The sequence below is a fragment of the Mesorhizobium sp. M0140 genome, assembly GCF_040322475.1.
Classification (GTDB): domain Bacteria; phylum Pseudomonadota; class Alphaproteobacteria; order Rhizobiales; family Rhizobiaceae; genus Mesorhizobium.
In genome coordinates this window covers 20,546-34,282 of sequence record NZ_JAMYTM010000007.1, presented here as the reverse complement: position 1 = coordinate 34,282, position 13,737 = coordinate 20,546, and the positions used below count along the sequence as shown (strand labels likewise).

The 13,737-nt window shown below is 63.0% G+C and carries 12 protein-coding genes; 11 read left to right on the top strand and 1 reads right to left on the bottom strand.

Annotation, left to right across the window (positions count from 1 at the left end):
• Positions 1-97: 97 nt before the first annotated feature.
• From NKJ37_RS09200 to NKJ37_RS09175, 6 genes are all read left to right on the top strand, one after another.
• Positions 98-1,240 carry a slipin family protein gene (locus NKJ37_RS09200; protein ID WP_352773736.1) on the top strand — a complete coding sequence of 381 codons (1,143 nt, stop codon included), beginning with the start codon at positions 98-100 and terminating at the stop codon, positions 1,238-1,240.
• 231 nt (positions 1,241-1,471) lie between these two features.
• Positions 1,472-1,753, top strand: coding sequence for an acyl carrier protein (locus NKJ37_RS09195; protein ID WP_006203389.1), 282 nt, complete (start codon positions 1,472-1,474; stop codon positions 1,751-1,753).
• A gap of 56 nt (positions 1,754-1,809) precedes the next feature.
• Positions 1,810-3,000 (top strand): beta-ketoacyl-ACP synthase, encoded by a 1,191-nt coding sequence (locus NKJ37_RS09190; RefSeq protein ID WP_352773735.1) that lies wholly within the window; start codon positions 1,810-1,812, stop codon positions 2,998-3,000.
• A gap of 51 nt (positions 3,001-3,051) precedes the next feature.
• Positions 3,052-4,323: a beta-ketoacyl-ACP synthase gene (locus tag NKJ37_RS09185; protein ID WP_352773733.1), complete on the top strand. Its 1,272-nt coding sequence runs from the start codon at positions 3,052-3,054 to the stop codon at positions 4,321-4,323.
• Positions 4,324-4,360: 37 nt separating this feature from the next.
• The gene (locus tag NKJ37_RS09180) at positions 4,361-5,389 is read left to right on the top strand and encodes a zinc-binding dehydrogenase (protein ID WP_352773731.1); all 1,029 of its coding nucleotides are present in this window, start codon (positions 4,361-4,363) and stop codon (positions 5,387-5,389) included.
• A 13-nt stretch (positions 5,390-5,402) separates the two neighbouring features.
• Positions 5,403-6,386, top strand: coding sequence for a lipid A biosynthesis lauroyl acyltransferase (locus NKJ37_RS09175; protein ID WP_352552543.1), 984 nt, complete (start codon positions 5,403-5,405; stop codon positions 6,384-6,386).
• Positions 6,387-6,447: 61 nt separating this feature from the next.
• Here NKJ37_RS09175 and NKJ37_RS09170 read toward each other — a convergent pair whose 3' ends face one another.
• A complete protein-coding gene (locus NKJ37_RS09170) occupies positions 6,448-6,876 on the bottom strand; it encodes a L,D-transpeptidase (RefSeq protein ID WP_023812266.1) in 429 nt (142 codons plus the stop codon).
• A 222-nt stretch (positions 6,877-7,098) separates the two neighbouring features.
• Between NKJ37_RS09170 and NKJ37_RS09165 the strand changes: the two genes are divergently transcribed.
• From NKJ37_RS09165 to NKJ37_RS09145, 5 genes are all read left to right on the top strand, one after another.
• A complete protein-coding gene (locus NKJ37_RS09165) occupies positions 7,099-8,379 on the top strand; it encodes an acetylornithine deacetylase/succinyl-diaminopimelate desuccinylase family protein (RefSeq protein WP_352773729.1) in 1,281 nt (426 codons plus the stop codon).
• Positions 8,380-8,541: 162 nt separating this feature from the next.
• Positions 8,542-10,020: an ABC transporter substrate-binding protein gene (locus NKJ37_RS09160; RefSeq protein WP_352629373.1), complete on the top strand. Its 1,479-nt coding sequence runs from the start codon at positions 8,542-8,544 to the stop codon at positions 10,018-10,020.
• Between the two features lie 265 nt (positions 10,021-10,285).
• On the top strand, positions 10,286-11,233 hold the full coding sequence (locus tag NKJ37_RS09155; protein WP_023812269.1) for an ABC transporter permease: 948 nt from the start codon (positions 10,286-10,288) through the stop codon (positions 11,231-11,233).
• Positions 11,230-12,099, top strand: a complete 870-nt coding sequence (locus tag NKJ37_RS09150; protein ID WP_023812270.1) for an ABC transporter permease — start codon at positions 11,230-11,232, stop codon at positions 12,097-12,099. Before NKJ37_RS09155 ends, NKJ37_RS09150 begins: the two co-directional genes overlap by 4 nt.
• The gene (locus tag NKJ37_RS09145; RefSeq protein WP_352773727.1) at positions 12,096-13,718 is read left to right on the top strand and encodes an ABC transporter ATP-binding protein; all 1,623 of its coding nucleotides are present in this window, start codon (positions 12,096-12,098) and stop codon (positions 13,716-13,718) included. Before NKJ37_RS09150 ends, NKJ37_RS09145 begins: the two co-directional genes overlap by 4 nt.
• Positions 13,719-13,737: the final 19 nt, after the last annotated feature.

Below are 13,737 nucleotides of genomic sequence, written 5' to 3'. Positions count from 1 at the left end.
GATGACGCAAGACGACGATGTGAAACGAGAAACGAAAGGAACGATCGACGCATGACTTGACGCCTCGCATGGGGCCATGCCCGACAGGAGTGAAACAATGACAATTCTCGACAAGGTTCTTGGACGCGAGCGCGTCCTCGTAAAGGAAAACGAACGTGCCCTCACCCTCCACAAGGGTGAGATCAAGACTGTCCTGCTGCCGGGCGAACATTGGCTCGCCAACCGGCGCGGCAGCCTTGAAGTGTCCCGGCACGATCTGAAGAACCCGGAATTCGTTTCGGCATACGAGAAGGCGTTGTTCGACAAGCTCCCGGATGTGGCCGCGCGTCATTTCACCGTCGTTCGCACCGGGCCCACGGATGTCGCCATCATCGAGCGTGACGGCAATCTGCACGCCGTTCTGGCGCCGGACCGCAAGCTCGTGCTGTGGACGGATGCCGGTCCGTGGAAGGTGACGCTGATCGACACATCGGTCGATCTCGCCATCGATGCGGCGGTCATGCGCCGGCTCGGCCAGGCCCGGAAGGCGGAATTGATGTCCGTCCACCCGGTCGTCGACGGTCAGGCCGGACTGCTGTTCATCGACGGTGTCCTGGTCAGGACGCTGACGGCGGGCGTGCATGGCTTCTGGAACGTCGGACGCATGGTGCAGATCAAGGTCGTCGACCTCAAGCGCCAGTCGCTCGACGTTGCCGGGCAGGAAGTGCTGACCAAGGATCGCGTGACGATCCGCGTCAACATCGCAGCCGAATACCGGGTCGTCGATCCTGTCAAGGCGGTGAGCATGGTGAAGGACTTCTCCGAAGCCCTTTACCGCGCCCTGCAGTACGCCTTCCGCAAGACCCTTGGCGCGCTGACACTCGATCAGATCCTTGAAAAGAAGGTGACGATCGACGAAGAAGCCGCTGGCAAGGTCCGCGCTGATATGGCCGAGATCGGGGTGGAGGTCAGCGATATCGCCCTCAAGGATGTCATCCTGCCGGGCGAGATGCGCGAGATCCTCAACCAGGTGGTGTCGGCCGAAAAGCAGGCCGAGGCCAACATCATCCGTCGCCGCGAGGAGACGAACGCGACGCGTTCCCTCCTCAACACGGCCAGGGTGATGGCGGAAAACCCGGTGATGCTGCGGTTGAAGGAGCTTGAGGCTCTGGAAACCATCGCCGGCAAGGTCGAGCGGCTGACCGTCCACAACGGAACGGGCGGGCTGCTGAACGATCTGGTCAAGCTCCGCGACAGCTGATGCATGTCGCCCAAAGTGGTTCCGGTTTGGGAAAACGGCATGCCTCGAAACAAAGGCTGACGTAGCGTCAACAAGAAGGGCCGCCGGGTAAACCGGTGGCCTTCTTGCGTTTTCCAGACACCCTACCCATCTGCGCCCGGCGTATCAGCCCTTTTCCTGCCGGGAAAAACCGATTAGACAGCGCCCAAACAAGATGCGGACAGATTCCGCCCGCAACCGAAGGAAAAGCCCTTGTCCACCACGTTCGACAAAGTCGCCAAGATCATTGCCGACACCAGCGAGATCGATATCGAAACCATCACGCCCGAGAGCCACACGATCGACGATCTCGGCATCGACAGCCTCGATTTCCTCGACATCGTCTTCGCCATCGACAAGGAATTCGGCATCAAGGTGCCGCTGGAAAAATGGACCCAGGAAGTCAATGACGGCAAGGCTTCGACCGACGATTACTTCGTCATGAAGAACCTGTGCGCCAAGATCGACGCACTGGTTGCCGCCAAGACCGCCTGACTTCGGTTGAGCGCGTGATCTTGACGCGCCCTGCCGCCTGACCCACAAAGCCGCTCATGAGCAGCCCCCGCGACGTCGTCATCACTGGTATCGGCCTTGTCTCCTCGCTGGGGGAAGGTCCGGACGCCCATTGGCAGAAGCTCGCGCAGCCGGGCCTGGAACCGGTGCTCGAAGCGGCGCGCTTTGCACCCTATACCGTCCATCCATTGCCGGAGATCGACTGGAACCTGCAGATCGCCAAACGCGGCGATCAGCGCCAGATGGAAACCTGGCAGAGGCTCGGCACCTATGCCGCAGGCCTGGCGCTGGACGACGCCGGCATCAAGGGCAATGACGAACTCTGCACGACCATGGACATGGTTGTGGCCGCAGGCGGCGGCGAACGCGACGAGGCGGTCGATGCCGCCATTCTCGCCGCTTCGGAAAGCCGCAACGACCGCGATGTGCTGCTCAACGAGAAATTGACCACCGAATTGCGGCCGACACTGTTCCTGGCCCAGCTTTCCAATCTGCTCGCCGGCAACATCTCCATCGTCCACAAGGTGACGGGCTCATCCAGAACCTTCATGGGTGAGGAAGGTGCCGGTGTCGCCGCCGTCGAGACGGCAGCCGCGCGCATCCGCTCCGGCCAGTCGACGCACATCCTGGTCGGCGGTGCCTTCCAGACCGAACATTCCGACATGCTGCTCGGCTATGAACTCGCCGGCTATTTGCATCGCGGCCCGTGGAAGCCGGTCTGGCAAAGACAGGGGGCTGAGGGCGGCGGCGTCGTGACTGGATCCGGCGGTGCCTTCTTGGTGCTGGAGCAGCGCGAACACGCGACAAGCCGCGGACGAAAGATTTATGCCGAGCTTGGGCCGGTCGTCTCCGGCCGCGCCAGGCGCCCACGGGGAGAACTCGACACCGAGATCGCCGCACTGCTCAAGCAGGCTGCAATGCCGAACGGCAAATTACTGGCCCTGTCGGGCGCGTCAGGCGCCCATATGGCAACCATCGCCGAGAAAGCAGCGCTCGACGCCAATCCGGCGATTGCCGCGCGCGGCTTCTCGACGCTGACCGGGCACATGAAGGAAGCACAGTTTCCCTTCGCCGTGGCACTGGCGGCGCTGGCCGTCGATCGCAAGGCCGCCTACCCCGTTTTTGATGCCGCAGCCGAGAAGCCGTTCGAAGGGGTTCCCGCAACCGTCCTTGCAACGGCGATCGGCTATCACCAATTCGAGGGCATGGCGCTCGTCAACGCCGCCTGAGGCGGTGGTCCACGATCCATGCCGCAACGATAGACGATCGAGGGCTACCGCATGGCCAATTTGAACGATCATATGGGCAGGCCGATCGTTGCCGTCACCGGCATCGGCGTGGTGACCTCGCTTGGCGTCGGCAAGGCCGACAATTGGGCGGCGCTGACCTCGGGCAAGTCGGGCATCCACCCGATCACCCGTTTTCCGGTCGATCATCTCAACACCCGCATCTCCGGCATGGTCGACTTCCTGCCATCGAGCTCGAAGGGCTCCAGCCACCTCACCTATGAACTGGCGGAAACCGCCGCGCGTGAGGCCGTGGCCGAATCCGGCCTCGATTCCGGTGATTTCGGTGGTCCTCTCTTCCTCGCTTCACCGCCGGTCGAACTCGACTGGCACGACCGCTTCGCGCTCTACAATTCCAACAAACTGGACTCCGGCGGCGAACGGCTGCTGCGGGTGGCGCGCGGATTGAAGGAACTAGACATTTTCGAGACCACGCAGTTCGGCTCGATCGCCGACCGGCTTGCCGACCGTTTCGGCACACGCGGGCTGCCGATCACGCTGTCGACCGCTTGCGCTTCCGGCGCCACCGCCATCCAGCTCGGTGTCGAGGCGATCCGCCGCGGCGAATGCGACCGGGCGCTGTCGATCGGCGCCGACGGTTCGGCAACCGCCGAGGCGCTGATCCGCTTCTCGCTGCTGTCGGCGCTGTCGACCCACAACGACATTCCCGAAAAGGCGTCAAAACCCTTCTCCAAGGAGCGCGACGGCTTTGTGCTGGCCGAGGGCTCCGGCGCTCTCGTGCTGGAATCGCTGGAAGCCGCGATGGCGCGCGGCGCCACGATTCTTGGCATCCTGCGCGGCTGCGGCGAAAAGGCGGACGATTTCCACCGCACCCGCTCGAAGCCGGACGCTTCGCCGGCGATCGCGGCGGTCCGTGCTGTGCTTGCCGATGCCGGCTTGAGCGAAGACGAGATCGACTACGTGAACGCTCACGGCACTTCGACGCCCGAAAACGACAAGATGGAGCATCTGTCGCTGTCGACCGTGTTCGGCGAGCGGATCGGCTCGATGCCGGTCTCGTCGAACAAATCGATGATCGGCCACACGCTGTCGGCGGCGGGCGCCGTCGAGGCGGCGTTCTCGCTGATGACGATGCGCGAAAGCGTCATTCCGCCGACCATCAACTATGACAAACCCGACCCCGCGATCGTGCTCGACGTGGTGCCGAACAAGAAGCGCAATGCCGAGGTTCGCACCGTTCTGTCGAACTCCTTCGGCTTCGGCGGCCAGAACACTTGCCTTGTCATGGCGCGGGAACCGGTCTAAGCGACCTTTTTCAGCCAGACCGAAACCGACAGGCCCAATGCGCGCATTGCAACTTATCGAGGACCGCCGTCTTGAAACGGTGGACCTGCCGCCCCCCTCACCGCCGGCACTTGGCGAAGTCACGCTGCGCATCAAGGCGGTGGCGCTGAACCATATCGACGTCTGGGGCTGGCGCGGCATGGCCTTCGCCAAGCGCAAGCTGCCTCTGGTCGTCGGCGCCGAAGCCTCCGGCGAGGTCGAGGCGGTAGGCCCCGGCGTTTCCAGCCTGCTGCCCGGACAATTGGTATCGATCTACGGCGCGCGCACCTGCGGCCTCTGCCGAGCCTGCCGCGAAGGCCGCGACAACCTCTGTGAACATGTTTCGGGTGTGCACGGTTTCCATCTCGACGGTTTCGCGCAAGAGAAGATCAACCTGCCGGCTCGCCTGCTGGTCCCTGCCCCGCCCGGCGTGACCGACATCGGCGCGGCGGTCGCGCCCGTCACCTTCGGCACGGTCGAGCACATGCTATTCGACAACGCCAGGCTACAGCCCGGCGAGACGATCCTTATCCATGCCGGCGGATCCGGCATCGGCTCGGCGGCCATCCAGCTGGCCAGGCGGATGGGCTGCACCATCATCACCACGGTCGGCTCCAACGACAAGATCGACAAGGCCAAGGCGCTCGGCGCCGACCATGTCATCAACTACCGCGACGACCGTTTCGAGGGCGTCGTGCGCAAGCTGACCAAGAAGAAGGGCGTCGATGTCGTCTTCGAACATGTCGGCGCCGACACTTTTGCCGCCTCGATGTTGTGCCTGAAGCGTGGCGGCCGCCTGGTGACCTGCGGTTCGACTTCCGGCGTGTCGACGCAGATCAACCTCATGCAGCTGTTCCAGCAGCAATTGAAACTGCTTGGCTCCTTTGGCTGCCGCATGGAGAACATGGCAAACGCCATGCAGAAAATGGCGGCGGGACAGGTCGCACCTGTCATCGACACCGAAGTCGACTTCGACGGTATAGATGCCGCGCTGAAGCGCATGGAAGGCCGCGACGTGTTCGGCAAGATCATCCTGCGCGTCGGCTAGAGCCTTGACCTCTGTGTTCAAGAAGTTCCGCCGGGATCTAAAATTTCGTTACGGCAGGCAACTGCGCCAGCTCAATTACTGGCTGGTGGCGCGGGCGGCGATGATGATCATCTCGGTCCTGCGTCTGCTGCCGGCCGACAGTGCGCTGAATTTCGCCGACCGCGTCGCACGCCTAGTCGGCCCCCGGGTGGGACGCCATCAGGTTGCCGTCGACAATCTGCGCAAGGCCTATCCGGAAAAGAGCGAAGCCGAGATCCAGGCGATCGCCTCCGACATGTGGGGCAACATGGCCCGTCTTGCCGCGGAATACATCTTTCTCGACGCCCTCTTCGACTATGACCCCACGGCCATCAAGCCCGCCCGCATCGAGGTCAAAGGAGCGGACCACTTCGTCGAAATCGCTGGCGAACAGAAGCCGCACATCGTCTTTACCGGCCATCTCGGCAATTTCGAATTGCTGCCGGTGGCGGCGGCGACCTTCGGCATGAACATCACGGCGCTGTTTCGGCCGCCCAACAATCCTTATCTTGCCGACTACATCCTCTCGACGCGCCGCTCGACCATGGGCTCGTTGCTGCCATCGATGGCCGGTGCTTCATTCGCCTTGGCCGGGGTCCTGGAGAACGGCGGCAACATCGGCATCCTTGTCGACCAGAAATTCTCCAATGGACTGGATACGACGTTCTTCGGCCGTCCGTGCCAGAGCAATCGGGTGCTGGCCACCCTTGCCCGTCACTATGACTGCGACGTCTATCCGGCGCGCTGCATCAGGCTGCCAGGCAACCGCTTCCGGCTCGAAATCGAGGACAAGCTGACATTGCCGCGCACCGCTGACGGCAGCGTCGATGTCCACGCCACCACCCAGCGTCTCAACGATGTCGTCGAACGCTGGGTGCGAGAAGATCCCGGCCAGTGGATGTGGTTCCACAAAAGGTGGGAGATCAGCGGCGGGCGTCGAAAGCGGCCCTCGCAGGCAAAAGCGGTCCCAAACGCTTAAACAGAACTGCTGGCGAGGGTGTTAGCCCTGCGCCAGCCGACAACAGCGAACCTGAATCTCTTCAGTTCGTCACGACAATCCGCGTATTGCCGAAGCCGGCTTGCCGAACCATCGCATAGAAGGCGGCGGCGTTGGTCGGGTGCAAGCGCACACAGCCATGCGATGCCGGGCGCCCGAGCTGCCTCACCGCGCCGGTGCCGTGAATCGCATAGCCGCCGCGGAAGAACACGGAATGAGGCATCGGCGACATGTCGTATTTGCGCGAATACCACATCCGCGCCGTCCGTTGCGGCCGATAGCTGCCGCGCGGGGTAATGTAGCCTTTGCGCGCGGTGGAGACGCTCCACCGGTAAACCGACGCGCCATATCTGACGGTCATCGTCTGCGACGACACGTCAATATTTGCAACGAGGCTGGCTGCCCAGCCCTGCCCCGAAGCACCGAACAGCATCGCAACAAACACGGCTGCCATGAGAACTGTCTTTTTCATGCGATCAAACCCCTTTGATTGCCCCTAACCTGTCTGCCCTCAAATTGTCTTTCATTTTTTTAATGGCAGATGAACGGGCTAACACACACACCTTGACCAATTCGCCAATCCAAAGCAGCGAATTTGAACGATTTCCCGCAATAGTTGCCGCAACGACACGCCGCCCAGGCTCGATCACCAACGGGCTTGCAAAACCGCTGAGATCGCTGCTCAACTCTGGGCATGAACGAGCGACTCCTCCGGGCAATCGATGACAGGCGCGACGATGTCGTCGCGCTGACCACTGAGCTGATCCGTTTTCCGACCATCAATCCACCCGGCGAGGCCTATCGGCCATGTGCCGAATATCTCGGCGCGCGGCTGAAGAAGAGCGGTTTCGAGACCGAATTCATCCGCGCCGAAGGCACGCCCGGCGACACCGACCGCTACCCGCGCGTCAATGTCGTTGCCCGTTTCGACGGAAGATCGTCAGGCGCCTGCGTCCACTTCAACTCGCACATCGACGTGGTCGAAGCTGGCGACGGCTGGACCGTCGATCCTTTTGCCGGCATCGTCAAAGACGGCAAGGTCTACGGCCGCGGCGCCTGCGACATGAAGGGGGGACTGGCCGCCTCGATCATCGCAGCCGAAGCCTTCCTGGAAGTCTTCCCCGACTTTCCCGGCGCCATCGAAATATCCGGTACCGTCGACGAGGAGTCCGGCGGCTTCGGCGGCGTCGCCCATCTGGCCAGCCTCGGCTATTTCTCAAAACCCAGGGTCGACCACGTCATCATTCCCGAGCCGCTCAACAAGGACCGCATCTGTCTCGGTCATCGCGGTGTCTGGTGGGCGGAGATCGAGACCAAGGGCGAGATCGCGCACGGCTCGATGCCGTTTCTCGGCGACAATGCGGTGCGCCACATGGGCGCCGTGCTGAGGGCTTTCGAGGACGAGCTGTTCCCTGCGCTTGACCGCAAGATGACGCGCATGCCGGTCGTGCCCGAAGGGGCAAAACGCTCGACCATGAACATCAATTCGATCCATGGCGGCCAGACCGAGGATTTCCGGCCCGGCCTGCCCTCGCCCAACGTGCCCGACTCCTGCCGGCTGACCATCGACCGCCGTTTCCTGCTCGAGGAAGATCTCGACACCGTCAAAGGTGAAGTGACCGGCATTCTTGAGCGGTTGAAGCGTGAACGGAAAAAATTCGACTACGAAATACGCGACCTGATGGAAGTGCTGCCACTGATGACCGAGCGCGACGCGCCGGTGGTCAAGGCGGTAGCGCAAGGTATCATGGCGATCTTCGACCGCGAACCCGACTACGTCATTTCGCCGGGCACCTACGACCAGAAGCACATTGCCCGCATCGGCCACATCTATGATTGCATCGCCTATGGCCCGGGCATTCTCGACCTCGCCCACCGGCCGGACGAATGGGTCGGCATATCGGACATGGTGGAATCGGCCAAGGTGATGGCAATAGGGCTCAACGTGCTGCTGCGCGGCACAGCCGCGGAATAAGGTGCGCACCGCGACAAGCTTCGACCTGCCGATGCGGTCGCCAGGACAAAAACATTCCCGGCCCCGCCAACGGGCAGAACGAAACGCAATTTACTCCGTGGCGAAATCACGCTTCTATCGCCCGGGTTCGAGCACGTGTCTGAACGCATGGGGAGTTGCACGATGAAATTGTGGAAAACCATTCTGGCGGCCGCGGTGCTGTCGCTGGCCGCCGGCACCTCCGCGTTTGCCGCGCGAACCGACCTGGTCATCGGCATTCCGCTCGAACCCCCGCATCTCGACCCAACCGCAGGTGCCGCCGCGGCAATCGACGAGGTTCTCTACGCCAATGTGTTCGAGGGGCTGACACGCATCGGGCCGAATGGCGAGGTGCTGCCGGATCTGGCCGAAAGCTGGACCATTTCCGATGATGGAAAGGTCTACACCTTCAAGCTGCACACCGGCGTGAAATTCCATGACGGCACCGACTTCGACGCCAGCGACGTGAAATTCTCGCTCGATCGAGCCCGCGCCGAAAATTCCGTCAACGCACAAAAGGGCCTGTTCGCCGCCATCGACAAAGTCGACGTGGTCGACCCGGCAACCGTCAAGGTCACGCTGAAAAACCCGCAGGGCTCGTTCCTCTACAATATGGGCTGGGGCGACGCGGTAATCGTGGCGCCGGAATCTGCCGATACCAACAAGGAGAAACCGATCGGCACCGGCCCGTTCAAGTTCCAGAGCTGGGCCAAGGGATCGTCGATCACCTTGGTCAAATCGGATAACTACTGGGGTACGCCGGCGTCCCTCGACAAGGCCGAGTTCCGCATCGTGCCGGATGCAGCCGCCTATGTGCCGGCGCTGCTCTCGGGCGACATCCAGGCTTTCCCGTTCTTCGATGCCGACAGCGTCGCCCAGGTCAAGGACGACCCGCGCTTCAAGGTTGTGATCGGCGCGACCGAGGGTGAGACCATCCTGTCGATCAACAACAAGAAGCCGCCTTTCGACAAGCTGCAGGTAAGACAGGCGATCTCCTACGCGCTCGACCGCAAGGCGATCATCGACGGCGCCTCGGCCGGCCTCGGGCAGCCGATCGGCTCGCATATGTCGCCGGCCAACAAGGACTATGTCGACCTCACCGGCCGCTACCCGCATGATGTCGCCAAGGCCAAGGAACTGCTGAAGGAGGCAGGCCTCGAGAACGGCTTCAAGGCGACGCTGAAACTGCCGCCGCCCGCCTATGCGCGGCTCGGCGGCGAGATCATCGCTTCACAACTTCGCGACGTCGGCATCGATCTGGAAATCATTCCGGTCGAATGGGCACAGTGGCTGGATCAGGTGTTCACCAAGAAGGATTACGACCTGACCATCGTCTCCCACACCGAGCCCAACGACATCGATATCTATTCGCGCAAAGACTATTATTTCAACTACGACAATCCAGCCTTCGACAAGGTGATTGCCGACCTCGGTGTCACCTCCGACGAAGCCAAGCGCAAGGAATTGCTGGGGCAGGCACAGAAGATCCTGGCCGACGATGCCGTGGTCGGCTTCCTCTACGAATTGCCGAAGGTCGGAGTCTGGGACGCCAAGCTGCAAGGGCTGTGGGAAAACGCGCCGATCCAGGCCAATGATTTGACCAAGGTGAAGTGGTCGGATTGAAGACTCAGGCTGCCTGGCGGAACTTGCGCTCCGTCACACCCCCCTCTGCCCTGCCGGGCATCTCCCCCGCAAGGGGGGAGATCGGCAGTTTGGCCGATGGTGCACCCTTTGCAACCTTCTTGGTCTGCGCACCGTCAACGATTGGCGAAAGCCTCGATGAGAGCACAATCTCCCCCCTTGCGGGGGAGATGTCCGGCAGGACAGAGGGGGGTGTGCGGGAACGCAACCTTTGCCCGGTGGACAAAATAACAGTGCCTCCGCTTCCATGACGGCCTATCTCCTAAAACGCATCGCCGTCGCCATCGCCACGCTGCTGCTGGCTTCCATGGTGGTGTTCGCCGTGCTGGAGATCCTGCCCGGCGATCCGGCACGGCTGATGCTGGGCATGAACGCAAGCGCCGACCAGATCGAACTTCTCCGCAACCAGATGGGCCTCAACGCGCCACTGGCCTTGCGCTATCTGCACTGGGCCGGCGGCCTGCTCAGCCTCGATTTCGGCCGTTCCTACACCTATTCGGTGCCGGTCATCGACCTGGTGAGCGAGCGGCTTGCCGTCTCGCTGCCGCTGGCGCTGATTGCACTTGCGCTCTCCACCATCATCGCGATTCCCGTTGGCCTGTTTTCCGCCAGCCGGCGTGGACGCGCCGGTGATACGATTTCGATGGGTGCCGCACAGCTTGGCGTCGCCGTGCCCAATTTCTGGTTCGCGCTGATGCTGATCTATGTGTTCGCCGTCTGGCTGCGGCTGGTCCCGGCCGGTGGGTTTCCCGGCTGGAGTGCCGGCGTCTGGCCAGCCCTGAAATCGCTGCTGCTGCCGGCGGTCGCACTTGCCTTGCCGCAAGCCGCGATCCTGGCGCGCGTCACCCGCTCGGCGCTGATCGAGGTGCTGAGCGAAGACTACATCCGCACCGCCCGCGCCAAGGGCCTGCCCTATCGCGCAGTCTTGTGGCGGCATGCACTGCGCAACGCCATGATCCCGGTCCTGACCATTCTGGGCCTGCAATTCGCCTTCCTGCTTGCCGGCACCATCATCATCGAGAATGTTTTCTATCTGCCCGGCCTCGGCCGGCTGGTATTCCAGGCGATCACCCAGCGCGATCTGATCGTCGTCGAAAGCGTCGTCATGCTGCTGGTCGCCGCCGTCATCGCCGTCAACCTTCTCGTCGATCTTTCCTATGCGGTTGTCGATCCGCGCCTGAGAAGCCGGCAATGACACTGCACATCGACATCCCAGAGGAGACGTTCGGCAGCATCCTGGCCAAGGCATTCAGGAACACCGCCTTCGTGGCCGGTTTCGTCATCACCCTGCTGATCCTGGCAATGGCAATCGTCTCCTATGCGTGGACGCCCTACGACGTCACCAAACTGGTGATATCGGACAAGACGCAAGCCCCCTCTCTGACGCACTGGTTCGGCACCGATCATTTCGGCCGCGACATCCTGTCGATGGTCATGGTCGGCGCCCGCAATTCGATTGCCGTGGCGCTGGTCGCGGTTGGCATCGGCATGGGGGTCGGCGTGCCGCTCGGCGCCTTTGCCGCGGCACGCGGCGGCCTCGTCGACGAGGCACTGATGCGGCTGAACGATCTCGTCTTCGCCTTCCCGGCTTTGCTGTCGGCGATCATGATCACCGCCATCTTCGGGCCGGGCGCGATCAACGCCATCATCGCCATCGGCATCTTCAACATTCCGGTCTTTGCCCGTGTCGCCCGCGCCGGCGCGCTGGCGATCTGGCCGCGCGAGTTCATTCTGGCCGCGCGCGCCGCCGGCAAGAGCAGCACGCAGATCACAATCGAACATGTGCTGCCCAACATCGCCACGCTGCTCCTGGTGCAGGGCACCATCCAGTTCGCGCTGGGCATCCTGGCCGAGGCCGGGCTTTCCTATCTGGGCCTGGGTGCCCAGCCGCCGATGCCGAGCTGGGGCCGCATGCTGTTCGACGCGCAGACCCGCATGGTGGTGGCGCCATGGATGGCGATCTTTCCGGGCATGGCGATCGTCGTCGCCGTGCTGGGACTGAACCTGCTGGGCGACGGCATTGCCGACATCCTCGATCCGAAATCGCGGCGGCAGCGATGAGCCTGCTCGACATTGAGAACCTGTCGCTGACTATCGGCGACACGCAGATCCTCAGGGGTATGGAGCTTTCCGTCGCGCCCGGTGAGGTAATGGGGCTGGTCGGCGAATCCGGTTCGGGCAAATCGATGACCGCGCTGACGGTGATGCAGCTTCTGCCCCATGCCGCGCGCGCCACCGGACATGTCACATTCGACGGCATCGACATCCTGGCAGCAACCGAGGACCAGATGTGCGCGCTGCGCGGCGACGACATCGGCATGGTCTTCCAGGAGCCGATGACGGCGCTCAACCCGGTCAAGACCATCGGCGAACAGGTTGCCGAAGGCATACGCTGGCACACCAAGGCCAGCCGCGCCGAGGCCGAAGACCGGGCGCGAAAAATGCTCGACCGTGTCGGCTTGCCCTCGGCGAAATTCCCGATGTCGCGCTTTCCGCATGAACTGTCCGGCGGCCAGCGCCAGCGCGTCGTCATCGCCATCGCCTGCGCGCTGAAGCCGAAGCTGCTGATCGCCGACGAGCCGACGACGGCGCTCGACGTGGTGCTGCAGGCGCAGATCCTCGACCTCTTGCGCGACCTCGTCGCCGAAAGCCGCATGGGCCTGCTCCTGATCTCGCATGACCTCGCCGTGGTCACCGAGATGGCCGACCGCATCACCATCCTGCGCGGCGGCGAGGTGATGGAAGCCGGCGACACGGCGCGCACGCTGTCCGAACAGCTCCATCCCTATACGCGCCAGCTGGCGCAGGCCTCGATGCATGTGCCGGCGCGCGCCAGGCCGCATGACATCGAGACGGGCCAACCTTTGCTTCAGGTCGAAAGCGTGACCCGCGACTATCCCGGCCGACGCACCTCATTGTTCAAACGCGCGCCTGGTATCCGAGCCGTCGACGATGTCTCCCTGTCGATGGCGCCGGGTCAGTCAGTGGCGCTGGTCGGCCGCTCCGGTTGCGGCAAGTCAACGCTCGCCCGCATGATCCTGGCGCTGGACCAGCCAAGCTCGGGCACGATCCGGTTCCGAGGCGAGACCGTCACCGGCAAGAGCGAAGCCGAGCTGAAGCCGGCGCGACGTAACATGCAGGTCGTCTTCCAGGATCCCTACGGTTCCTTCGACCCGCGCCAGAAAGTCGAAAAACTGATCGCCGAACCCCTGCATGTGCTGGAGAAAAAGCCGACGCGCGCCGAACGCCGCGAGATGGTGGCGCATGCGCTGCACGAAGTCGGTCTCGGCATCAGCGACATGGACAAATACCCGCACGAATTTTCCGGCGGCCAGCGCCAGCGCCTGTCGATCGCCCGCGCCATCATCACCCGCCCCAAGCTGGTCGTCGCCGACGAGCCGGTCTCGGCGCTCGATGTCTCGATCCGCGCCCAGATCCTCGATCTGTTCGCCGAACTCAACCAGAAGCTCGGCATCGCCTACCTCTTCATCACCCACGACCTGACCGTCGCGCGCGCCATCACGGACGAGGTGCTGGTCATGCATGACGGCAAGGTTGTCGAGCGCGGCAAGACGAGCGAGGTGCTCGACCACCCGCAATCCGAGGCTGCCAAGGCGCTTGTCACCGCCGCCCCTGACTTGCACCGGGCAATCGCGAAGCGGCTGCGAGAGCAAGGCTGATCAGGAGAGAAGGCGGCCC

What these genes read in the sequence shown, in the direction of transcription:
- NKJ37_RS09155 (WP_023812269.1), top strand. Translation starts at nt 10,286, where the DNA reads ATGACGGCCTATCTCCTAAAACGCATCGCCGTCGCCATCGCCACGCTG.
- NKJ37_RS09145 (WP_352773727.1), top strand. Translation starts at nt 12,096, where the DNA reads ATGAGCCTGCTCGACATTGAGAACCTGTCGCTGACTATCGGCGACACG.
- NKJ37_RS09180 (WP_352773731.1), top strand. Translation starts at nt 4,361, where the DNA reads ATGCGCGCATTGCAACTTATCGAGGACCGCCGTCTTGAAACGGTGGAC.
- NKJ37_RS09170 (WP_023812266.1), bottom strand. Translation starts at nt 6,876, where the DNA reads ATGAAAAAGACAGTTCTCATGGCAGCCGTGTTTGTTGCGATGCTGTTC.
- NKJ37_RS09190 (WP_352773735.1), top strand. Translation starts at nt 1,810, where the DNA reads ATGAGCAGCCCCCGCGACGTCGTCATCACTGGTATCGGCCTTGTCTCC.
- NKJ37_RS09165 (WP_352773729.1), top strand. Translation starts at nt 7,099, where the DNA reads ATGAACGAGCGACTCCTCCGGGCAATCGATGACAGGCGCGACGATGTC.
- NKJ37_RS09150 (WP_023812270.1), top strand. Translation starts at nt 11,230, where the DNA reads ATGACACTGCACATCGACATCCCAGAGGAGACGTTCGGCAGCATCCTG.
- NKJ37_RS09200 (WP_352773736.1), top strand. Translation starts at nt 98, where the DNA reads ATGACAATTCTCGACAAGGTTCTTGGACGCGAGCGCGTCCTCGTAAAG.
- NKJ37_RS09185 (WP_352773733.1), top strand. Translation starts at nt 3,052, where the DNA reads ATGGCCAATTTGAACGATCATATGGGCAGGCCGATCGTTGCCGTCACC.
- NKJ37_RS09160 (WP_352629373.1), top strand. Translation starts at nt 8,542, where the DNA reads ATGAAATTGTGGAAAACCATTCTGGCGGCCGCGGTGCTGTCGCTGGCC.